Annotated in this window: 19 protein-coding genes; 8 read left to right on the forward strand and 11 right to left on the reverse strand. The window is 71.5% G+C overall.

Features of this window, described 5'->3' with window-relative positions; genetic code table 11:
- Positions 1-26 precede the first annotated feature (26 nt).
- From HD557_RS13635 to HD557_RS13650, 4 genes are all read left to right on the forward strand, one after another.
- Positions 27-854 (forward strand): maleylpyruvate isomerase family mycothiol-dependent enzyme, encoded by an 828-nt coding sequence (locus HD557_RS13635; RefSeq protein WP_196874243.1) that lies wholly within the window; start codon positions 27-29, stop codon positions 852-854.
- Between the two features lie 10 nt (positions 855-864).
- Positions 865-1419, forward strand: a complete 555-nt coding sequence (locus HD557_RS13640) for an LOG family protein (RefSeq protein WP_008359398.1) — start codon at positions 865-867, stop codon at positions 1417-1419.
- 67 nt (positions 1420-1486) lie between these two features.
- Positions 1487-2500 carry an ATP-binding cassette domain-containing protein gene (locus HD557_RS13645; protein WP_196874244.1) on the forward strand — a complete coding sequence of 338 codons (1014 nt, stop codon included), beginning with the start codon at positions 1487-1489 and terminating at the stop codon, positions 2498-2500.
- A gap of 1 nt (position 2501) precedes the next feature.
- On the forward strand, positions 2502-3320 hold the full coding sequence (locus HD557_RS13650) for an ABC transporter permease (protein ID WP_196874245.1): 819 nt from the start codon (positions 2502-2504) through the stop codon (positions 3318-3320).
- On the opposite strand, the gene HD557_RS13655 is transcribed toward HD557_RS13650, so the two are convergent.
- Positions 3317-6310: an ATP-binding protein gene (locus HD557_RS13655; protein ID WP_196874246.1), complete on the reverse strand. Its 2994-nt coding sequence runs from the start codon at positions 6308-6310 to the stop codon at positions 3317-3319. The two genes, HD557_RS13650 and HD557_RS13655, sit on opposite strands and share 4 nt — an antisense overlap.
- 91 nt (positions 6311-6401) lie before the next feature.
- Between HD557_RS13655 and HD557_RS13660 the strand changes: the two genes are divergently transcribed.
- Entirely contained in the window at positions 6402-7430 is a 1029-nt protein-coding gene (locus HD557_RS13660; RefSeq protein ID WP_196874247.1) for a threonine aldolase family protein, read from the forward strand.
- Between the two features lie 52 nt (positions 7431-7482).
- On the opposite strand, the gene pheT is transcribed toward HD557_RS13660, so the two are convergent.
- Positions 7483-9978, reverse strand: a complete 2496-nt coding sequence (gene pheT / locus HD557_RS13665) for a phenylalanine--tRNA ligase subunit beta (RefSeq protein ID WP_196874248.1) — start codon at positions 9976-9978, stop codon at positions 7483-7485.
- Complete coding sequence (pheS, locus tag HD557_RS13670; RefSeq protein ID WP_008359388.1) at positions 9975-11096, reverse strand: phenylalanine--tRNA ligase subunit alpha; 1122 nt, start codon at positions 11094-11096, stop codon at positions 9975-9977. The genes pheT and pheS overlap by 4 nt, the downstream gene beginning before the upstream one ends.
- Before the next feature lie 155 nt (positions 11097-11251).
- Between pheS and HD557_RS13675 the strand changes: the two genes are divergently transcribed.
- From HD557_RS13675 to HD557_RS13685, 3 genes are read left to right on the forward strand one after another with little or no spacing between them, the layout of a single operon-like run.
- Complete coding sequence (locus HD557_RS13675; RefSeq protein ID WP_196874249.1) at positions 11252-12049, forward strand: ABC transporter ATP-binding protein; 798 nt, start codon at positions 11252-11254, stop codon at positions 12047-12049.
- A 25-nt stretch (positions 12050-12074) separates the two neighbouring features.
- A complete protein-coding gene (locus HD557_RS13680; RefSeq protein ID WP_196874250.1) occupies positions 12075-13094 on the forward strand; it encodes an iron-siderophore ABC transporter substrate-binding protein in 1020 nt (339 codons plus the stop codon).
- A complete protein-coding gene (locus HD557_RS13685; protein WP_196874251.1) occupies positions 13091-15190 on the forward strand; it encodes an iron ABC transporter permease in 2100 nt (699 codons plus the stop codon). Before HD557_RS13680 ends, HD557_RS13685 begins: the two co-directional genes overlap by 4 nt.
- Before the next feature lie 14 nt (positions 15191-15204).
- Here HD557_RS13685 and HD557_RS13690 read toward each other — a convergent pair whose 3' ends face one another.
- The 8 genes from HD557_RS13690 to HD557_RS13725 form a co-directional block, all read right to left on the reverse strand.
- Positions 15205-16248, reverse strand: coding sequence for a sensor histidine kinase (locus tag HD557_RS13690; protein ID WP_196874252.1), 1044 nt, complete (start codon positions 16246-16248; stop codon positions 15205-15207).
- Positions 16249-16285: 37 nt separating this feature from the next.
- Positions 16286-17488 carry an oxygenase MpaB family protein gene (locus HD557_RS13695; protein WP_196874253.1) on the reverse strand — a complete coding sequence of 401 codons (1203 nt, stop codon included), beginning with the start codon at positions 17486-17488 and terminating at the stop codon, positions 16286-16288.
- Between the two features lie 33 nt (positions 17489-17521).
- Positions 17522-18697 carry an MFS transporter gene (locus tag HD557_RS13700; protein ID WP_196874254.1) on the reverse strand — a complete coding sequence of 392 codons (1176 nt, stop codon included), beginning with the start codon at positions 18695-18697 and terminating at the stop codon, positions 17522-17524.
- 33 nt (positions 18698-18730) lie between these two features.
- A complete protein-coding gene (locus HD557_RS13705; RefSeq protein ID WP_196874255.1) occupies positions 18731-19774 on the reverse strand; it encodes a MerR family transcriptional regulator in 1044 nt (347 codons plus the stop codon).
- 34 nt (positions 19775-19808) lie between these two features.
- On the reverse strand, positions 19809-20150 hold the full coding sequence (locus HD557_RS13710; RefSeq protein ID WP_196874256.1) for an iron chaperone: 342 nt from the start codon (positions 20148-20150) through the stop codon (positions 19809-19811).
- 19 nt (positions 20151-20169) lie between these two features.
- On the reverse strand, positions 20170-20910 hold the full coding sequence (locus HD557_RS13715; RefSeq protein ID WP_231380282.1) for a TrmH family RNA methyltransferase: 741 nt from the start codon (positions 20908-20910) through the stop codon (positions 20170-20172).
- Between the two features lie 118 nt (positions 20911-21028).
- Positions 21029-21412, reverse strand: a complete 384-nt coding sequence (gene rplT, locus HD557_RS13720; protein WP_196874258.1) for a 50S ribosomal protein L20 — start codon at positions 21410-21412, stop codon at positions 21029-21031.
- Positions 21413-21460: 48 nt separating this feature from the next.
- Entirely contained in the window at positions 21461-21673 is a 213-nt protein-coding gene (locus HD557_RS13725) for a large ribosomal subunit protein bL35 (protein WP_008359371.1), read from the reverse strand.
- Positions 21674-21698: the final 25 nt, after the last annotated feature.

Raw genomic sequence — 21698 nt, forward strand, 5'->3', positions numbered from 1 at the left:
CAGCGGTGACGCTTAAGGTTCCCTCCATGACTCGTCTCACCCCCGCCGCCTACCTCGACCACATCCGGTCGGAGTCGGCGCGTTTCCGTGCCGTGCTGGCCGACACCGATCCCGCCGCCACGGTCCCGACCGCCCCGGACTGGACCGCCGCCGACCTGCTGTGGCACGTCGCCGCCGAGGTGCAGCACTTCTGGACGTACGTCCTGGAGAGCCGTCCCGCGGAGCCGACCGAGGAGACCTATACCGAGCTCGAGCGCCCGGAGGGCGCGAGCTACCAGGACCTGCTCGCCCGCTTCGACGAGCTCAACGCCCGATTCATCAAGACCCTCGAGCAGACCGCGCCCGAGGAGCCCACCTGGTCCTGGTCGCAGGACAACACCGCCGCCTTCACCTACCGCCGGCAGGCCCACGAGATCCTCATCCACCGCCTCGACGCCGAGCTCACCGCCGGCGCGGTGACGCCGCTCGACCCCGCGCTCGCCGCGGACGGGATCGACGAGCTCCTCGACGTCTTCTACGGCGGGAAGCCCGACTGGGCGACCTTCGCGGGCAGCGACCAGTACGTGCGCGTCGACGCCATGGACACCGACACCCAGACCTGGGTCCAGCTGGGCGTCGTCTCCGGCACCCGTCCCAACGGCGACCGGCTCGAGGACGAGCCCGACCTCAGCGTCGTCCCCGCCGAGGAGATCCCGGCCGGCACCGAGCCGGACGTCGTCATCGAGGGTCCGGCGGCGGACCTCGACGCCTGGCTCTGGCGTCGCCGCGACGACGAGGGCATCCAGGTGACCGGGGACGAGGACATCTACGAGCGCTTCCGCGCGTTGACCAACCAGGCGATCACGGACGACTAACCTTCGCCGCATGATCAAGCACCTGGCGGTCTTTCTCGGCTCCCGCGACGGCAATGACCCGGCGCTCGGGAAGAAGGCCTACGAGGTCGGCGCAGGGCTCGCCGAGCGTGGCATCGAGCTGGTCTACGGTGCGGGCGGCGGCGGGCTGATGGGTCAGATCTCCCAGGGCACCATCGACGGCGGCGGCCGGGTCTTCGGCGTGATCCCGCGCTTCATGATCGAACGAGAGTGGGGTCGCGTCGAAGGCGCGCCGGGGATGCAGACGATCGTGGTCGACACGATGCACGAGCGCAAGGCGCGCATGGCCGAGCGCGCCGAGGCGTTCCTGGTCCTCCCCGGCGGGATCGGCACGCTCGAGGAGCTCTTCGAGGTCTGGACCTGGCAGACCCTGTCGCTGCACGGCAAGCCCGTCGGACTGTTCAACATCAACGGCTTCTGGGACCCGCTCGTGGAGATGATGGAACGCATCGCCGAGGCCGGGTTCATGCACGGCTCCCCCGGCGAGTCGCTGGTGGTCGGCGACGACCTCGACGACGTCCTCGCCCGCCTCGACGCCGCCCGCTGAAACCGGCCCGAGGGTCGTGAAACCGCGGTGAAGGCGCGCTGAAACCGGCGCCCTTCACCGTGGGAGCATGACAACCACCGAACTGGCCGTATCGGCCTCAGGTCTGGTCAAGACCTTCGGAGACTTCACCGCGGTCGACGGGATCGACCTCGAGATCCGCCGCGGCGAGGTCTTCGGCGTGCTGGGGCCCAACGGCGCCGGCAAGACCACGACCCTCAAGATGCTCGCGACCCTGCTCCCGATCGACGCCGGCAAGGCGGAGATCTTCGGGGTCGACGTCAAGGCGCACCCCCACCAGGTGCGTCAGCTCGTCGGCGTGACGGGGCAGTATGCCTCGGTCGACGAGAACCTCACCGCCACCGAGAACCTGGTCCTCTTCGGCCGCCTGCTCGGCATGTCCGGCAAGGCCGCCCGCGCCGCCTCGGAGGAGCTCCTGGAGTCCTTCGGGCTCCAGGAGGCGGCCAAGCGGCAGATCTCGAAGTTCTCCGGCGGCATGCGCCGCCGCCTCGACCTGGCCGCCTCGCTCCTGTCCCGTCCCCCGCTCATCTTCCTCGACGAGCCGACCACCGGCCTGGACCCGCGCACCCGCGGCCAGATGTGGGACACCATCCGTACGCTGGTGGCCGGCGGCTCCACGGTCCTGCTGACCACGCAGTACCTCGACGAGGCCGACCAGCTCGCCGACCGGATCGCGGTCATCGACCGCGGCGTCAAGGTCGCCGAGGGCACCTCCGAGCAGCTCAAGACCTCGGTCGGGAACTCGACGCTCCACCTGCGGCTGAGCGACAAGACGCAGGTCGCGACCGCCGCGGCCGTGGTCGAGAAGGTCACCGGCGAGCGTCCCGTGCTCACTCCCGAGGCCGGCGGGGTCAACGTATCGCTGGCCGATGCCGACCGGGCCGCCGACGTGCTCATCGGCCTGCGCCACGCCGGCATCTCCATCACGACCGCCAACGTGCAGCAGCCGACCCTCGACGAGGTCTTCCTCGCCCTGACCGGCCACGGCACCGAGAGCTCCGAGAACCCCGCCGAGAACCCCGCCGAGACCCGCACCGACATCCGCACCGAGGAGGTGGCCTGAGATGGCTGCACTGATCTCGACGTACGCCGTCGCCGACCGCCCGCTCAAGCCCCACCCCGGTATCGGCGAGACGGTCTCCCAGACACTCACCATGGCCCGGCGCGCACTGATCAAGATGATGCGCAACCCCGAGCAGTTCTTCGACGTCACGATCCAGCCGCTGCTGTTCACCGCGATGTTCGCCTACATCTTCGGCGGCGCGATCTCCGGTGACGTGAAGGCGTACCTGCCCACCATCATCACCGGCATCCTTGCCCAGACGGCGCTGACCGCCTCGATGGCTCGCGGTACCCAGCTGCGCGAGGACATGGACAAGGGCGTCTTCGACCGGTTCAAGGCGCTCCCGATCGCCCGGATCGCGCCGTTGGCCGGACCCGCCGTCGCCGACCTGCTCCGCTACGGGATCGCGGCAACACTGACGATCCTGGTCGGCCTGTTGATGGGCTACCGGCCCGGCGGCGGCGTCGGCGGAGTGCTCGCCGGCTGGGCGTTGACCATCTTCGCCGGCTGGTCGCTGAGCTGGATCTTCACCTGGCTCGGCACGGTCCTGAAGACCGCGGGCGGAGTGCAGGGGCTGGGCATGATGATCATGTTCCCGCTGACGTTCCTCTCCCCCGCGTTCGTGCCGAAGGAGACCATGCCGAGCTGGCTGCAGCACTTCGTCGACGTCAACCCGGTCACCCTGGTCATCAACGCCACCCGCGACCTGATGAACGCCGGCGACCTCACCCTGAGCGTCGTGTGGGCGCTGGTCGGCTGTGCTGCGGTCGTCGCGATCTTCGCGCCGATCTCGGTGTGGAGCTACAGCAAGAAGCTCTAGCCCGCGGGCACCAGACGCGCGATGACGCCGCGGGCCTCGTCCACCAGGGCGAGCCCGCGGCGTTCGCCGTACTCGGCCGAGACGCGTTCGAGCACGCCCGGTGCGAGCCGCGCCGCGTCGGCGACGGCGAGCTCCCAGCGCATGTCGAGGAAGGACCGGGAGTAGCCGAACCGGTCGGCCAGGACCAGCAGCCTCACCGACTCCTCGCGCGGAAGCGCGTCCCTGAGGAGGCCCCACACGCCCAGCGCGAGCAGCAGCATGCCGGTCACCGGATAGTCCTGGGAGCGGCGCTCCCGGGAGACGAGCCGGGGCGCCTTCGCCATGAGTACGTCGAAGAGGTCGGCGCCGTCGGATGCCTCGCCGTGGCGGGCGCAGCTGACCACGGTGACGGCCTCGGCCGCGACCCGCCACGGGACCAGGTCGGGGTCGTCGGTGAACCCGGGGAACGGCAGCTCGCCCATCGTCGCCACCACCTCGCCGAACAGCGCCAGGCCCTCTTGGACCCGCCCCTGGGCGAGGAGGAGCTGCGCCTTGGCGCCATGGACGGCACCACGGGAGCCGAAGCCACCGCGAGGCTGCTTCTCGGAGAGCTCGGCGAGGATCTCGGCGGCCTCCTCGAGGCGCCCCTGCTCCACCGCGTACGTCACCAGGACGGCGTGGGTCTGGATGAGGTCGTCGTCGGCGCCGAGACGGCGCAGGACCGGGACGGCCTCGCGGGCGTGGTGGGCGGCCTCGCCGAGACGGCCGAGCTGGGCGTAGAGACCGCTGAGCTGGGCGTGCAGCATCGCGCGCGGCCAGGGTCCGCCCGCAGTGCCGGTCAGGCGCAGCGCCTCCGTCCCCGCGGCAAGCGCTCCCTCGGGATCGCCGAGGTTCTCCCGCTCGTGGCTGAGGAAGGTGTAGGCGCGGGCGCGCACCTCCGGGTCGGGATCGGCGATCAGCTCGGTCAGCTCGTCCTCCAGCGGCCGGCCGGGCTCGTCGGCGCCCGCCCGGGCGACGGTGCCCGCCATCGCCTGCATGACCTTCAGCATCACCCTGAGCTGCGGGTCCGCGGCCTCGATGCCGACCCGGTCGAGGATCGCCATCAGCCGCTCCAGGCCGCTGCCACCGGTGACCGCCGCGCCGAAGAGCAGCAGCGCCAGGACGAGCCGGGTCTTCTCCAGCATCTCGGCAGGCGGCTCCCACTCGGCCAGGAGGTCGGCGACGGGCCCGGCCAGCATGATCACGCGCTGGTGCTCGCCCGCGATGGTCCAGAAGACGCCCAGCGCGCAGAAGAGGCGGATCACGGACTCGGCCTCGTCGTCGGCCAGCACCTGACGCAGGATGTCGGCGAGGTTGCTCTCCTCCGCCCGCAGCTCGTCCATCGCCTCGAACTGCGCCGGGGAGTAGATCCGGCCCGCCCCCGCGTCCGCGTAGGCCGTGGCCCAGGCTCGCTGCGCCGCCCGGGCGGCGCCCTCCTCGCCGGAGTCGATGAGCTGCATGCGGCCGAACTCACGCACGGTCTCGAGCATCCGGTAGCGGAACCCGAGCGGTGCCTCGACGACCGTCAGCAGGGACTGGTCGACCAGCTCCTCGATCGCGGCGAAGGCATCGGTACCGAGCATCGCCTCGGCGGCAGCGAGGGTGAAGCCGTCGTGGAAGACCGAGAGCCAGCGCATCGCCCGGCGCTCCCGTTCGGAGAGCAGGTTCCAGGACCAGTCGATGACCGCGACGAGCGTCTGATGCCGGTCGGGGGCGTTTCGGTCGCCGCCGCGCAGCAGCTCGAACCGGTTCTCCAGCCGCCGGGCGATGTCGGCGACCGACATCGCCCGCACCTTGACCGCGGCCAGCTCGATCGCCAGCGGCAGCCCGTCGAGCCGGGTGACGATCTCGTCGACGCGGTCCTCGTCGAGCTGGACGCCGGGCCGCGCGGCGACCGCTCGCCGCCGGAACAGCTCACTACCGTCGTACGCCCCCAGCCGGCCGAGCGGGTAGACCCGCTCCGCTCCGATAGCGAGCGGGCTCCGGGAGGTCGTCAGGACCGTCAGGTCGCGCACCGTCGCGACCAGGAAGGCGACCAGGTCGGCGACGGCGGCCACGATGTGCTCGCAGTTGTCGAGCACGATCAGGGTGGGCGCGCCGTCGAGCTGCTGGGCGATCCGCGACCGCACGTCGGCGCGCTGCTCGGGGGTGAGCCGGTCACGGCGGGCGACCGAGTCACGTACGCCGAGCGCCGAGCCGACCTCGCTGACCAGGTCGTCGGGAGCAGTCACGCCGACCAGCTCGACGAAGTGGACCACCGGCTGCTCGGCGCCATGCGCGATCACCTGGGCCAGGCTGGTCTTTCCCAGACCACCCGGCCCGAGGATGGTGACGACGCGCGAGCTCTTCAGCAGTGCGGAGACCTCGGCGGTGTCCTGCTCGCGACCGATCAGCAGGTCGGCGTCGTGGCGCAGCCCCGAGCGCACCGGACGGTCGCGCGCGAGCAGCTCGGCATGGACCGCCCGCAGCCGCGGGCTCGGGTCGACGCCGAGGCCGTCGGCCAGCCCGGACCGGTACGCCGCGAACCGCTCCAGCGCCGCCGGCACACCGTGCACCGCGGCGACCGCCCGGAGGATCGCCTCGGTGACCTCCTCGTCGGGATCGAGCCGGTCGAGCCGTTCGAGGAGCGGCAGCGCCTCCGCGTACCGCATCTCCGCGGCCAGTCGCAGCGCGTGCGGCCGCAGCGACCAGGCGTCGACCTCGCCCGCCTCGAGGCCGAGGCGGTAGCCCCGCGGCGTACGTTCGATCGCGTCGGACGCGGTCGCCGTCCGAGCCCGGGAGACGACCACCTGGAGCGCCTTGGCGGGGTTGGCCGGGACGTCGTCGCGCCCCCAGATCTCCTCGACCAGAGCAGCCTCGGAGGCACCTCGCGGACCGGCATCGACCAGCGCGCGCAGCAGCGCCCGGGTCCGCTCGCCGGCCACCGGCGCCCCCGCCCAGGTGACCTCGTCCAGCACACTCAGTGTCGTCACAGCCGCCATTCTGTCATAACGATATATCGCGTACGTACGGGATTTCGGCCCTCCCTCCGAGGAGTGGAGCCGTCATGGCGAGAATAGGACCGTGACCGTCGAACTGCGCTCTGACAACGCCGCCTCCGTCTCCCCCGCGATCCTGGAGGCGATGGCCGCCGTCAACTCCGGCTCCGCGCTCGCCTACGGAGGTGACGAGGTGACCGCCGCGCTCGAGAGCCGGGTGCGCGAGGTCTTCGAGCACCCCACGGCCCGCGTCTTCCCGGTCCTGAGCGGCACCGCCGCCAACGCCCTCTCGCTCTCCGCGATGACCCCGCCGTGGGGCTCCGTGGTGTGCCACGAGACCGCGCACATCCTGGGCAGCGAAGGCGGCGCCACCTCGTTCCTCAGCGGCGGCGCGGTGATGACGGGCATCGCCGGCGACGACTACAAGATGGCGCCCGAGGCGCTGCAGGCCCACCTGGACGGCGTACGTTGGGGCGACCCGCACCACTCCCAGCCGGCCGTCCTCTCGCTGACCTCACCGTCCGACTACGGCACGGTCTACTCGGTCGCCGAGATCGCCGAGCTCACCGGGATCGCCAAGACCCGTGACCTGCGCGTGCACCTGGACGGTGCCCGGTTCGCGAACGGTGTGGTGGCCACCGGTGCGTCGCCGGCCGACCTCACCTGGCGGGCCGGTGTCGACGTACTCTCCCTGGGCGCGACCAAGAACGGCGCCCTCTCGGCCGAGGCGATCGTCTGCTTCACCGACGCCCCCGCCGACGAGCTGGTCTACCGCACCAAGCGCAGCGGCCACGTCACCTCGAAGATGCGCTACCAGTCGGCCCAGCTGCTGGCCTACCTCACCGACGACCTCTGGCTCCGCAACGCCCGCAACGCCAACGAGCGGATGGCCGAGCTCGCCGCGGGCCTGGAGAAGGAAGGGGTACGCATCACCAACTCCGTCGACGCCAACCTGGCCTGGGTCGACCTGCCGGAGGAGACCGCCGACCGCCTGGAGGCCGCCGGGGTGCTCTTCTACCGCCTCGACGGCCAGGTCCGGTTCGTGACGTCGTGGGAGACGACCCCCGAGCAGATCGACTCGGTTCTCACCCTCCTGCGCGAGGATCGCGGCTGAGCCGGACCCGCGTCAGGACCCCGCGCGTGCGGGGTCCTGACGCGGTGAGGACTCAGCGCTGGACGGCGCCGGTGAGCTCGGCCGCCTTGGCCACGGCCGCATCGCGAGCGGCCGCGGTCTCCTCGGCCTTCAGCGTGCGGTCGGGAGCGCGGAAGCGGAGCGCGAAGGCGAGCGACTTCTTGCCCTCGCCGACCTGGTCGCCCTCGTAGACGTCGAAGAGCCGCACGGTCTCCAGCAACTCGCCGGCACCCGCACGCAGGGCCGCCTCGACGGCCGCGACGGTGACGTCGGTCGACACGGTGAGCGCGACGTCCTCCTTCGCGACCGGCATGGTCGAGAAGACTGGGCCGACAGCGGTGGCGGGCACCTTCGAGATCAGGAAGTCGAGGTCGATCTCGACCGCGGCCGAGCGGGCGGGCAGCCCGAAGGCCTTGCACACGTTGGGGTGCAGCTCGCCGGCGTGGCCGAACTCGACCCCGTCGACGGAGACGACCGCGCAGCGACCCGGGTGCCACGGCGCCCGCGACGCCGAGGCGACCTCGACCGGAACCCCGAGCTCGGCGCCCAGGCGGCGGACGACGTCGATGGCATCGGCCCACGAAGCGGTCTCGGCCGAACCCCACCAGCCACCCCGCGTACGCTCCCCGGCGAGGACGACGGCGAGGTGCAGCGGCTGGCGCGGGATCGCGGCGAGGAGCTTCTCGAGCTCCTCCGCCGACGGCCGCCGGTCGACGCCGTAGATCGGCGCGGCCTGGTCCACCGGGAACGCGACCGTCGCGGTCTCGAACAGGGAGACCCCGTCCTGACCTCGGGAGACGTTGCGGGCAGCCACCTTCAGCAGCCCGGGCAGCAGGGTCGTCGTGTAGCCGGGCTCCTCGCTGCTGAGCGGGTTGGCCAGCTTGACGGTGTGGCGACGGACGTCGTCGGCGGCAAGCCCGAGCCGGTCGAAGTCGGCCTCGCCCACGAACGGGAAGTCGACGACCTCCACCAGCCCGGCACCGGCCAGCGCCCGCCCGATCCGGCGGCGCAGCTGCTGGGCGCGGGTCAGGCCACGGCCGGTCGCCCGGCGCGGCAGCACCGAGGGGACCTTGTCGTAGCCGACGATGCGGGCGACCTCCTCGATCAGGTCGTAGGGGTCGACCAGGTCGGTCCGGTAGGTCGGGACCTTCGCGGTCAGCGAGTCACCCTCGACGCTCACCTGGCAGCCGACCAGCTCCAGCGACTTCACGACCGTCTCGACGGATACGTCGATACCGATGATCCGGGCCGGCAAGTCGGCGGCGATGGTGATCTCGGTGAGCGGCGCGCGCGTCTGCGGCGAGGCGGTGGGGCCGACCGCGGTCACGCCCTCCTCGACCACGCCGCCGCCGTGCTCCACGAGCAGCTCGACCACACGCTGGGCCGAGACCGGCGGCAGCAGCCGGTCGGTGCCGCGCTCGTTGCGCTTGCCGGCCTCGGAGGTCAGCTTGTGGCGGCGCCCGGTGCGGAACATCGAGCGCGGCTCCCAGTGAGCGACCTCGATGAGCAGGTCGGTGGTGGACTCGGAGATCTCGGTCGTGGCACCGCCCATCACCCCGCCCAGGCCGATCGGGCCGGAGTCGTCGCAGACGACCAGGTCCTCGGGATCGAGGACGCGGACCGTCCCGTCGAGCGTCTCCAGCTTCTCCCCCGCATTCGCACGACGGACCACGATCGGGCCCTGCAGCTTGGCGCGGTCGTAGGCGTGGATCGGCTGGCCGAGCTCGAACATCACGTAGTTGGTCACATCGACGGCCAGGGAGATCGACCGCACGCCGACGGCCTCGAGCCGCTTCTTGATGAAGTCGGGCGTCGGGGCAGCCGGGTCGAAGCCGGTGATGGTGCGGGCGACGAAGAAGTCGCAGCCGTCGGTGTCCTCGATCTGGACCGGGTAACCGGCCTCGTTCGCCACCGGTGTGTCCCGCTGGGCCGGGTCGTGGAACGGCACCTCGAAGCCGAGCGCAGCGTCGCGCGCGATGCCCCGCATCGAGAGCGCGTAGGCACGGTCGGGGTTGATCTCGAACTCGATGATCTCCTCACCGAGCCCGAGCACCTCGCGTGCGTCGGTACCGGGTGCGGGAGCGTCGGCCGGGAGCACGATGATGCCGTCGGCCTCCTCCCCCAGCCCGAGCTCACGCGCGGAGCAGATCATGCCGGCCGACATGTGGCCGTAGGTCTTCCGCGCCGAGATCTGGAAGTTGCCGGGCAGCACGCCACCGGGAAGGATCACGACGACCTTGTCCCCGGGCACGAAGTTGTGCGCGCCGCAGACGATCCCCTGCGGCTCCCCCGTGCCGTTGGCAGCACCGACGTCGACGGTGCACCAGTTGATGACCTTGCCGTTCTTCTGCGGCTCCTTCTCGGCGGTGAGCACCTGGCCCACCACGAGCGGGCCCTCGATGCCGGCACCGGAGGTCTCGATCGCCTCCAGCTTGAGGCCGAGCGCGGTGAGCCGGTCGGTGATCTCCTCGATGCCGAGCTCGGCGGGCAGGTCGACGTACTCCTTGATCCAGGAGAGGGGGGCCTTCACAGTTCACTCCCGAATGCAGTAGTAAGCCGGACGTCACCCTCGAACAGGGTGCGCAGGTCGGACAGGCCGGTGCGGAACATCAGGGTGCGGTCGATGCCCATCCCGAACGCGAAGCCGCTGTACTTCTCGGGGTCGACGCCGCACGCCACCAGCACGCGCGGGTTCACGATCCCGCAGCCGCCCCACTCGATCCAGCCCTCGCCCTTGCAGGTGCGGCAGGTGACGAGCTGACCGTCTCCGGCGTCGACGACCTGCGCGCCACGGCAGACGAAGCAGGTCAGGTCGACCTCGGCCGAAGGCTCGGTGAACGGGAAGTACGACGGCCGGAACCGGGTCACGATGCCCTCGCCGAACATCTGGGTGGCGAAGTGGTCCAGGGTGCCCTTCAGGTTCGCCATCGAGATGCCCTCGTCGATGGCCAGCCCCTCGACCTGGTGGAACATCGGCGAGTGGGTCGCGTCGTACTCGTCGGTGCGGAAGACGCGGCCGGGGCACACCACGTAGATCGGCGCCTCGCGGGTGAGCATGGTGCGCGCCTGGACGGGGCTGGTGTGGGTGCGGAGGACCACGTGGTTCTCCGCGGGCTCGGTCCAGAAGGTGTCCTGCATGGTGCGGGCCGGGTGGTCCGGGCCCAGGTTGAGAGCGTCGAAGTTGAGCCACTCGGCCTCGATGAGCGGGCCCTCGGCGACCTCCCAGCCCATCGCCACGAAGATGTCGGCGATGTATTCGGCGCCGGTGGTCAGCGGGTGGCGGCCGCCGGCGGGGACCCGGTCGGTCGGGAGCGTCACGTCGACGGTCTCCTCGACCAGCATCCGCGCCTCGTGCTCGGCCTCGAGGACCTTCTGGCGCGCCGCGAGCGCCTGGTTGACGGCGCCGCGGGCCTTGCCGACGCGCTGGCCGGCCTCCTTGCGCGCGGCCGGTGGCAGCGCGCCGATCTCGCGGTTGGCCAGGGCCAGCGGCGAACGGTCGCCGGCGTGGTCGAGCCGTGCCTGCTTGAGCTCCTCGAGACTGTTCGCGGCGTCGATGGCTGCCAGCGCAGCATCGCGCGCGGCCTCGACCTCCTCAGCCTTCAAGGGGGTGACCTCTACCGGGTCATAGTCGGTGTTGGGACCGGACATCACTGGCTTTCGTCGTCTGATGACTCAGTTGTCATGAATGAACGACAGTCTAGGAACCCCACACCTCCCCGCGCGAACCGGACATCCGGGCGCGCCGGGACCGAATTCGCGGACCCCCTGAGACAGGCGAGCCTTAGTTAGGCTAGCCTCACCTCATGCCCCCTGCGCTCTCCGGTCACGACCTGGTTCTCGGCTACGCCCGCGCCACCGTCGTCCATGGAGTCTCGATCGGCCTCGAGTCGGGGCGGGTCACCGCTCTCATCGGCCCGAACGGCTCGGGGAAGTCGACCGTGCTCCGCTCCCTCGCCCGGTTGCACCGGGTGACCTCCGGGTCGGTGTCGCTGGACGGCGACGACAGCGCCCCGCTGGGCGCGCGCGAGTTCGCGCGCCGGGTGACGCTGCTGTCCCAGTCGCGTCCGCACCCCTCCGGTCTGACCATCCGCGACATCGTCGGGTTCGGCCGTCATCCCCACCGCCGGCGCTTCGCCGCACTGACCGAGGACGACCTGACGAGCATCGACCGGGCGCTGGAGCTGACCGGCACGGCGCGGATGGCGGACCGGCCGGTCGACCAGCTCTCCGGTGGCGAGCTGCAGCGCGTGTGGCTGGCCAGCTGCCTGGCCCAGGACACCGGCGTGCTGCTGCTCGACGAGCCCACCAACCACCTCGACCTGCGCTACCAGGTCGAGATCTTGGACCTGGTCCGCGACCTCGCGGACCATCACGGGACGGCCATCGGCGTCGTCCTGCACGACCTGAACCAGACCGCCGCCGTGGCGGACCAGGTCGTACTGCTGCACCACGGCGTTGTGCACGCCACCGGCGAACCCGCTGACGTGCTCACCGCCGAACACCTCTCCGAGGTGTACGGGCTCCCGATCGAGGTGACCTCCGATCTGGAGACCGGGCGCGTCCGGGTCGAGCCACGCGGCAGGCATCACGCCCGGCGCTGACGCCGGCGGACACGAAGAGGAAGACATGATTCGACGTACGACGACGGCTGCCCTGGCAACGGCTTGCGCAGCCCTGCTGCTCGCCGCCTGCGGGCAGACCACCACCGCCGCCGAGACCGACACGTCCGAGAAGAAGGCCTCCGCGGGCTGCGAGGGGGTCGAGACCTCGACCGGCGCGGTCAGCCTGACCGACTCCTTCGGCAACAAGGTCGAGCTCGACAAGCCGGCCGAGCGGGTCGCGGTCCTCGAGTGGCAGCAGACCGAGGACCTCCTCAGCCTGTGCGTGGACCCGGTCGCCGTGGCCGACGCCAAGGGCTACCGCACCTGGGACACCGCCGAGGAGCTCGGCGAGGACGTCACCGACGTCGGCACCCGGGGCGAGCCGAACCTCGAGACCCTCTTCGGCACCAACCCCGACCTGATCGTCGTCGAGGCCTACACCGCCGAGGACGAGATCCTCGAGCAGCTCGCCAAGTACGACGTCCCCGTCCTCGCCACCAAGGGCGCCGACGCCAAGGACCCGGTCGCCAACATGGTGACCACCTTCGAGATGATCGCCGAGGCCACCGGCCGCGAGGCGCAGGCCGAGGCCGTCGTCGGTGACTTCGAGGACAAGCTCGCCGCCTCCAAGAAGGCGGTCGCCGACGCCGACGCCGCAGGCACCGAGTTCGTCTACTTCGACGGCTGGATCGACGGCGCCAACGTCGCGATCCGCCCGTTCGGCCAGGGCTCGCTGATCGGTGAGCTCGGCGAGGAGATCGGACTGAAGAACGCCTGGACGGGCGAGGTCGACCCGGCGTACGGCCTCGGGCAGACCGACATCGAGGGCATGACCACGCTCGGCGACGCCACCTTCTTCCACACCGGCACCGTCGACCCCGCCGGTGACATCAACGCCGAGCTGGCCAAGAACAACGTCTGGAAGTCGATCCCCGCCGTGAGCGAGGGCCGCACCCACGCCTTCCCCGAGGGCATCTGGACCTTCGGTGGCCCGCGCTCCGCCGAGCAGGTCCTGGACGCGTACGTCGACCTGCTCAGCAAGTGACCGATGCCGTCAAGGCCCCGCGGGCAGGCGCAGGAGGCGCCTCTGTCGTCCTCCTGTGCCTGCTCGTCGGGCTGCTGCTGACCGCCTGCTGGCACCTCACCCAGGGCACCTCGGGCGTCGGCCCCGCAGACTTCCTCGACGCGCTGCTCGGACGTGAGCAGTCGCACGGCGCCACCGCGTCGACCATGGAGATCATCACCGGCTCGCGGATCCCCCGGCTCGCCGCGGGCATCGCGGTCGGGTTCGCCCTCGGTGTCGCGGGGGCGCTCCTGCAGTCGCTCGCTCGCAACGCGATGGCCGCCCCCGACACCCTCGCGGTGACCGGCGGCGCCTACTTCGCGATCACGCTGGTCGCCGCCTTCGGCCTGTCGGTCCCGCTGTGGGCCTCCGGCATCACGGCCTTCCTCGGCGGCCTCGTCGCCGCCGGCATCGTCCTCGCCCTGGCCGGTGGCGCCGGTACGTCGACGACCCGGCTGATCCTCGCCGGGTCGGCCGTCGCGCTCGCGCTCCAGGCCGCCACCTCGACGCTGCTCATCCTCTACTCCGAGGAGACCACGAGCCTGTTCGCCTGGGGCAGCGGTTCGCTGAGCCAGCTCGGGCTGCGGGCGTTCTGGCAGGTGGCGCCGGTGGTCCTGGTGGCGACGGTCTGCGGCCTGCTGCTGGCCCGCCGGCTCGACCTGCTCTCCGCCGGCGACGACGCCGCCTCGGTCCTCGGCGTACCGGTCCGCTCGACACGTGCGATCGGGACCGTGCTCGCGGTGCTGCTCACCTCTGCCTCGGTGACGCTGGCGGGCCCGATCGGCTTCGTCGGGCTGTGCGCCCCGGTCCTGGTCCGCCTGCTCGGCCGGCTCGTGCCGACGCTGAACCGGCACGCGGTGCTGCTTCCGGCCGCAGGTCTGGTCGGCGCCCTCGTCGTCGTCGCGGCCGACGTCATCGTCCGCGCCGTGCTCGGCGCCGACGAGGCCATGTCCGTGCCCACCGGGGTCACCACGACGATCGCGGGTGCGGTCGTGATGGTGCTCCTCGCCCGTGGCGGTCGTGACTCCGGCCCCACCCGCCGCCCACCGGGCGCCACCGTCACCATCCGCAGCCGGCTGCGCTTCCTGGTGGTGCTCGTCCTCCTGCTCGCCCTGACGGTCGGGGCCACCGTCGTCGGCCTGCTCGCGGGCCACCAGTGGCTCTACACCGGCGACATCGTCGCCTGGCTGCAGAACCAGGGCATCCCGCTGGTCCAGTTCGCGCTCGACGAGCGCGCACCCCGGGTCGGCGCGGCCGTGCTCGCCGGTGGCGCCCTCGCCCTGGCCGGCACGTTCGTCCAGGCGACGTGCCGCAACCCGCTGGCCGAGCCGGGGATCCTCGGCATCACCGGCGGAGCCGGGGTCGGCGCGGTCATCGTGGTGACCGGGCTGTCCTCCGGCTGGAGCGGCGGCAGCTCGGCGGCCGCCTCGACGACTACGATGCTCGTCGCCGCGACGATCGGATCGCTGGTCGCCTTCGGCCTGGTCTACGGCCTGGCCTGGCGGCACGGGATCGACACCGACCGGCTGGTCCTCATCGGGATCGGCGTCTGGTACGGGTCGGTCTCCCTCAGCACCTTCCTGCTGGTGCGCTCCAATCCCTGGGACACCCCGCGGATCTACACGTGGCTGTCCGGCTCGACCTACGGCCGCAGCTGGGAGCAGGTCGTCCCGGTCGCGGTCGCCCTGGCCGTCGCGATCCCGATCGCCTTCATGGTGCGCCGCGAGCTCGACCTGCTCACGCTGGACGAGGACACCCCACGGCTCGTCGGGGTCTCCTCGGAGCGGGTACGGCTGCTGATCCTGCTGACCGCCGCGGTGCTCACCGCGATGGCCGTCTCCGCGGTCGGCGTCGTCGGCTTCGTCGGCCTGGTCGCGCCGCACATCGCGCGCGCTCTCGTCGGTGGCCGGGCCGTACGCGTCGTCCCGGTCGCCATCCTGGTCGGGGCGCTGCTCCTCGTGGTCGCCGACGCCGTCGGTCGCACCGCGATCAGTCCCGCCCAGATCCCCGCGGGTCTCGTGGTCGCGCTCATCGGCGCGCCGTACTTCATCTTCCTGCTCGCCCGGTCCAGGCCGTGACTAGAAGGTGAGCCTCAGGCCGACGGCGGATTCCGGGGCCAGCCGACCTCGATGCGAGCCCCGCCGCCGTCGGCATCGGCGATCCTGACCGAGCCGCCGTGGGCCTTGGTCAGGCCCCCGACGATGTAGAGACCCAGGCCCGAGCCGCCGCGGGCGCCGTGCTTCCAGAACTTCGTGAACACGCGCTGTCGCAGCTCCGCGGGGATGCCCTCACCGCGGTCCTCGACGACCAGCAGGACCTGGTCGGGGTCGTCGGGACAGACGCCCAGGCTCACGGTGACGACGCCGTCGCCGTGACGTACGGCGTTCTCGACGAGGTTGGTGACGACCTGGGTGAACTTGTCCGGGTCGGCGTGGATCTCGAGCTCCTCGGGGTCCGCGGAGACGTCGAGCTCGATCGGCCGCGAGGTCGCCGAGCGCACCGACTCGACCACGCGGGTGACCAGCACCGTCGCGTCGCTGGCGCGCGGGTAGAGCTGGAGCCGGCCGGTGTCGATCCGGGCGACGTCGAGGAGCTCGGCGATCAGCCGGGAGAGCCGGTCGGAGTCGGAGGCGACCGTCCTGAGCATGAGCTTCTTCTGGTCGTCGTTGAGCTTGTCCCACCGGTTCAGGAGCGCCTGCACGAACCCCTTGACCCCGGTCAGCGGCGAGCGCAGCTCGTGGGCGACGGTGGCGACGAGGTCGGACCGCTCCCGGTCCAGGCGCTTGCGGCCACGTCCCGAGCGCAGCGAGATCGAGACCTGGTCGACGGCAGCGTCCAGCGCCGGGCGCCGGATCGTCGAGACGACGAGCACCTCGGTGCCGTCGGGCAGCAGCCAGGCCTGCTCCGGGGTGCCGGTCACGGTCGGCAGGGTCTCGTAGGGCCGGTTGACCTTGGTCCAGGTGTGTCCGTCGGTGTTGCTCAGCGTGAGTACGTCACCCAGCGGCCGCCCGAGGCTCGTGTCGGGGTCCACGCCGAGCATCCGCCCGGCCAGGGCGGAGACCAGGACGACCGTGCCATCCGCATCGGCGACGACGACACCGTCGGGCAGGGCATCGGCGAGTTCTCTGGCGTCCACGCCGCCACCTTAGACCGACGAAACCTGCGCCGGGCCGCTACTCCGGCCGATTGCTCAGTGGCAGCGTGATCGGCGCACGGTCGCCGGGCGAGAAGTAGATCTTGATGAAGGTGTGCACGGCCTCGGGGAGCAGATTGGAGACGAGCGGGATGTCGGGGACGGTGCTCTGGTAGGAGCGGACCAGCAGCGGCACGGCGCCCGCCCAGACCCGCGCGAGTACCGGATCCCTGTCGAAGGCGATCATGTCGGCGTACGCATCCCCGATCACGTAGCGTCCCAGTGACTCCAGCTCGTGGCGCAGCAGCGGGTTGCTCTCGCCGATCACCGCGTCGAGGAGAGCCTGGGCGAGCTCGACGCCCTCGCGGGTGCCGCCGGTCGCCGGCCCCATCACCTGGTCGTACTGCGCGTACGCCGCGGCCCAGTCCTTCGGCAGGTACTGGTCCTGCACGCCGAGGAGGTGGAGGTCGACGTTCCAGGCGTGCAGGAACGCGTCGGCGAGCTCCGCGCCCGGCGCGATGTCCCACTCGGTGAACTTCTTCATCACCCAGGTGCCGAGGCTGTGGAAGGTGACCAGGATGTCGGCCTGGCTGATCGGGATCTCCTGGCCGGCACCGATGCTCGCCCAGTGGGGAGACTGCGGGAGCAGGTGGCGTACGGCGGCGTGGACCATCCTGGTCTTGACCGAGTTGACCAGCAGACTGCCGGACGCGGTCCAGCCCTGGGCGTCCATCACGTCGTAGCCGAGCACGGTGGTCTTGGCGATCCGCTCGCGCATGTTCGCGCCGCCGTAGGAGTAGTAGACCGACCACGCCTCGCGCTTGATCGCGCAGCTGATCAGGCCGCTGCCGAGGGTGTAGAGGAGGGCGAGGAAGAAGCCGTACCTCTCCTCGTTGAACGTGCCGGCCAGCTTCAGCCTCCCCTGGTCGGCCCAGGCCGGGACGCTTCTCGCCTCCTCGATGAAGTCCTCGAGGTAGCCGGGCAGGCCCGCGGGGAGCGGCTGGTCGTTGGTGGTCCAGCTCGTCAGGATCTCGTTGACCTCGGCGACCTTGCCGAGGCCCTCGCCGTAGAGGCGCGCGATGACCGGGTCGGCGCGGACGTCCCAGATGTACTCGGGGTCGAGCCCGTCGCCCGCACCCGCGATCGACGCGCTCGGCGCCCACGTCCACAGCGGGAGGGTCGCCCCCGCTGCGGCCGCCGCGCCGCCCGAGGCCAGCAGCCGTCGTCTGCTCACGTTCGTCATACCATCGAGTGAAACAGATTTACCTTTCGTGTATCAGGCCCGGTGGGGTATCGACTCCGGCAGTCGGGCGACCCGGACCGCGGCCGGGACGGTCGCCAGGAGCAGCGCTCCCACGACAGCCAGTGCCAGCCGTACGTCGACCCCGGCCGCCACGCCGAGCAGCGGCGTCGCGACCAGCACCGGGCCGGTCTGGGCCAGCTGGGTCAGGCTCGAGAACCGGGCCAGCATCTCGGGCGGGGTGCGGCCGACGTAGGCCGGCAGGAGGTAGGTGGTCAGCATCGTGGTGCCGACGCCGACCAGGCCGACCGCGAGCACCCCCGCCCCGACCTCCGTACGCAGCGCCAGCAGGCCCACACCTCCGGCCGCGATCACGGGGCCGGCGACCGCGACCGGCGCGCGGGGCGCACCCCAGCGGGCGACCGTCAGCGTCATCACCAGTCCCCCGGCCACCCAGGCGCCGGAGACCAGACCGGTCTCCGCCGCCGTCCAGCCGCGCTCGCGGCCGGCGAGAGGCAGCGCGAGCATGACCAGCGGGAGCACGGACGCTGCGAGACCGCTGATGGCGACGAGGACCGGGACGACCCCGGGGGTGCGTCGAGCCGCGCTCGCGCCGTCGGCCAGGCTGCGCCAGACCGACCCTCGGGCGGGCTCGGGAGCCGGCTCGTGCGGTGGACGGACGAGGAGGAGCGCGACGAGCACGAGCGCGAACGTCGCCGCGTCCAGCCCGGCAGTCAGCGGCAGTCCGCCGTGGCCCATCAGGAAGCCGCCGGCGGCGGGCCCGGCGGTGCGGGCGACCTGGTGGGCCGACCCGACCAGCGCCATCCGGCGGTCGAGATCCTCGGCGCCGAACAGCCGCGGGAAGACCCCCTCGGCCGGTCGTCGCAGTGCTTGGAGGGTGCCCGAGAGAGCCCCGACGGCGACCAGCATCCACAGCTCCGCGCCACCGATCGCCCCGACCGCGAACGCGGCCATGACCAGCACCATCGCGGCGTCGCACGCGGCCATCGTCCGCCGGATGCCGATCCGATCGGCCAGCACTCCCCCGGCCAGCACCAGCACGGCCAGCGGGATGCCCTCGACGGTCAGCACAAGGCTGGCCGCGTCGGCTCCGAAGCCCGCCGCCGCCCAGCCGATCGCGAAGAAGGTCACCGAGTCGCCGAAGACCGAAGCGGTCGACGCTGCCAGCCAGGGGCGGAACCCCCGAGCCATCGGTGGTCGAGCCTGTCGAGACCCTGCCACGGCTCAGTCCTCGGCGTCGTGGCGCACCGGCATGACCAGCGCGGTGAACCCGGGCTGGTAGGGCGAGGTGAGGACCACCGGCCGGTCGGGAGCGGTCACCGCCAGATGCACCTCGTCACCCAGGCACGCCGCCAACGCGCGGCCGAGGAGGGCCGTGCCGAGCCGGAGCCGGGCCGGCGGACCGGTCACCACGCCGCGTACGTCGCTCTGCTCGGCGGTGTGCGGCGAGCGGAGCCGGGCCTGGTCGCCGAGGAAGAGGTCGACCTCGGCGTAGGCGGCCGCGTCGAGACCGGCGAGCAGATCGGCCCTGGACAGCACCGCACGGGTGCCGGCCGGCTCCAGACCGGCGAGCACGAGGCGGTGAGCCGGATAGGTGGCATCGCGCCCGAGCGAGCGGCCGGCGAGGGTGAGGGTGCCGTCGGCGATCCGCAGCTCGGCGGTCGTGATCGCGTCGAGCCGGACGGCGAGCGCGGCGGCGTCGGGCAGCGCCAGGACCGCTCGGCCGCCGTCCCCCTCGGCGGCCGCCGGCAGCTCCCGCACCGCCATCCAGTAGCGGTTGGTGGCCACCACGTCCACACCGGCGCCGTCGACGTCGATGAGGACGGAGGCGAGCTCGGAGGCCGGATCCGACTCGGCGGCGTGCCGAACCTGCCGGATGGCGGCGGCCAGCACGGGACCGGGCAGGTCGACGATCGCCGGCCGGGCGGCAGGGCCGGCGTCGACGACGGCGAGCACGCCGCGTACGGCCTCCTCGGCGCGCCCCGTGCGCGCCGTCTGCTCCTCGAGGAACGCCGCCAGCGCGGCCCGAGCCTCTGCCGCCGAGGAGTCGAGCACCACCCGCATGGTCTCGATCGGCACCCCGGCCTCGCGCATCCCGACGATCAGCCGGGCCCGCTCGGCCAGCTCGGGCGTGTAGTAGCGATACCCGGTCCCCGAGTCGACCTCGGCCGGCACCAGCAACCCGCACTCGTCGTAGTGGCGCAGCGCGCTCGCGGTCAGGCCCACGGCGCGCGCGAACGCCCCGATCGTCAGCAGTGGCTCATCCATGCCGGCAACCATCGGCCTTCAGGTGAGATGAAGGTCAACCGATCTGAGCCGCCCGCAGGCGGACGAGCTCGGCGAAGACTTCGTCGGGCAGCGGGCGCTCGACGGTGCAGTAGAGCGAGCCACCGCCCTCGGAGACCTCGAAGTCGCCCGCGACCTGGGCGTTGAGGCTCCCGCTGAACGGGATCACCGACAGGCCGGCCTTGGTCGCCATCACCGAGACCAGCCCTTTCCCGCGGAGCGTGTAGCACGCCATCGCGTACTTCGTGCCGGGGGCAGCCTCCGGGAACAGCTCGAGCACGAGGTCGTAGTAGTGCTCGATCAAGGCCCGCTTCGCCGGCTCGACGCCGGCGAGATAGTCCATCACGGGGTCGCTCACGATCCCACTCTAGGCGGGTTCAGCGCTGCGCGCGGGCGCTCGCGTAGAGGCAGAGCGCTGCGGCGGTGGAGAGATTGAGCGACTCGGCCTTCCCGAAGATCGGGATGCTCACGATCTCGTCGGCCTCGGCGGCCAGCTCCGGCGGGAGCCCCCAGGCCTCGTTGCCCATGAGCCAGGCGGTGGGCCGGGCGAGGAGATCGTCGGCGGAGAACAGGTCCGCGGTGCCGTGCATGTCGGCCGCCAGGACGGTCAGGCCCGCGGCCTTGGCGGCCTTGACCGCAGCCACCGGGTCACGCTCGACGGCGACCGGGAGGTGGAAGGCCGAGCCGACCGAGGCCCGGATCGTCTTGGGGTTGTAGAGGTCGACCGAGTCGCCGGCCAGGATCACCCCGGACGCGCCGGCGGCGTCGGCGCAGCGGATGACCGTGCCGGCGTTGCCGGGATCGCGTACGTCGGCACAGATCACCACGAGCGGACCGGCGATGTCGGCGAGCGGGACGTCGAGGAACCGGCACAGCGCCACCACACCGGCTGGTGTGACCGAGTCGGACAGGCCGGCCATGGCCCGGTCATCGACGAGCGTCACCGACGAATCCGCCAGCAACGCGGCGTACGTCTCCGCCCCCGCCTCGGTGGCGAAGATCTCCTGTACGCAACCGCTCACCCCGAGCGCGCCCTCGACCGCCTTCGGGCCATCGGCCAGGAAGAGACCTCGCTCCGCACGAACCGAACGGCGGGCGAGCTTACGGATCTCTTTCAAGCGGGAGTTCCCCGACGACAGCAAATCACTCACCCCGTGATCGAGTACGCATGCAAATGGAACGTGGGAGTCCCAGTGCCACCAGGTGACACCAAGACTCCCACGATCGGAGTCAGACTCAGGCGTTCGCCGGGGCGTTGACGTCCTCCGGCAGCGCAGCCTTGGCCTGGGCGACGAGCGCGTTGAACGCGGTCACGTCGTTGACGGCGAGGTCGGCCAGGATCTTGCGGTCGACCTCGATGCCGGCCAGGTTGAGACCCTGGATGAAGCGGTTGTAGGTCATGCCCTCGGCGCGCGCCGCGGCGTTGATCCGCTGGATCCACAGGCGACGGAAGTTGCCCTTGTTCTTGCGGCGGTCGTTGTAGGAGTAGACCAGCGAGTGGGTGACCTGCTCCTTCGCCTTGCGGTAGAGGCGCGAGCGCTGGCCCCGGTAACCGGAGGCCCGCTCGAGGGTGGTGCGACGCTTCTTCGCAGCGTTCACTGCGCGCTTGACGCGTGCCATTTCAGTGCTCCTTGAATGCTCTGGGGAAAGTTCGGGTGATCAGCGGTCTCAGCGACCGAGCAGCTTCTTCGCGCGCTTGACGTCGGCGGGGGCGAGCTCCACCAGACCGGCGTTGCGACGGTGCTTCTTGCGCGAGCCGGTCGTCGGCGCGGAGGCGAACGCAGCGCCGGACTTACGGCCGGCCTGCAGGCGCTGGATCTTCCCGGAACCGGTCACCTTGAAGCGCTTCTTGGAACCGGAGTGGGTCTTGTTCTTCGGCATAGTTCTTCCTTCTCTCGTCGTCCGG

The sequence above is a fragment of the Nocardioides luteus genome, from assembly GCF_015752315.1.
GTDB lineage: Bacteria > Actinomycetota > Actinomycetes > Propionibacteriales > Nocardioidaceae > Nocardioides.

Coding starts and splice junctions, on each gene's coding strand:
- HD557_RS13675 (WP_196874249.1), top strand. CDS start 11,252: ATGCCCCCTGCGCTCTCCGGTCACGACCTGGTTCTCGGCTACGCCCGC.
- HD557_RS13645 (WP_196874244.1), top strand. CDS start 1,487: ATGACAACCACCGAACTGGCCGTATCGGCCTCAGGTCTGGTCAAGACC.
- HD557_RS13650 (WP_196874245.1), top strand. CDS start 2,502: ATGGCTGCACTGATCTCGACGTACGCCGTCGCCGACCGCCCGCTCAAG.
- HD557_RS13635 (WP_196874243.1), top strand. CDS start 27: ATGACTCGTCTCACCCCCGCCGCCTACCTCGACCACATCCGGTCGGAG.
- HD557_RS13705 (WP_196874255.1), bottom strand. CDS start 19,774: ATGGATGAGCCACTGCTGACGATCGGGGCGTTCGCGCGCGCCGTGGGC.
- rplT (WP_196874258.1), bottom strand. CDS start 21,412: ATGGCACGCGTCAAGCGCGCAGTGAACGCTGCGAAGAAGCGTCGCACC.
- HD557_RS13700 (WP_196874254.1), bottom strand. CDS start 18,697: ATGGCTCGGGGGTTCCGCCCCTGGCTGGCAGCGTCGACCGCTTCGGTC.
- HD557_RS13640 (WP_008359398.1), top strand. CDS start 865: ATGATCAAGCACCTGGCGGTCTTTCTCGGCTCCCGCGACGGCAATGAC.
- HD557_RS13725 (WP_008359371.1), bottom strand. CDS start 21,673: ATGCCGAAGAACAAGACCCACTCCGGTTCCAAGAAGCGCTTCAAGGTG.
- HD557_RS13680 (WP_196874250.1), top strand. CDS start 12,075: ATGATTCGACGTACGACGACGGCTGCCCTGGCAACGGCTTGCGCAGCC.
- pheS (WP_008359388.1), bottom strand. CDS start 11,096: ATGTCCGGTCCCAACACCGACTATGACCCGGTAGAGGTCACCCCCTTG.
- HD557_RS13695 (WP_196874253.1), bottom strand. CDS start 17,488: ATGACGAACGTGAGCAGACGACGGCTGCTGGCCTCGGGCGGCGCGGCG.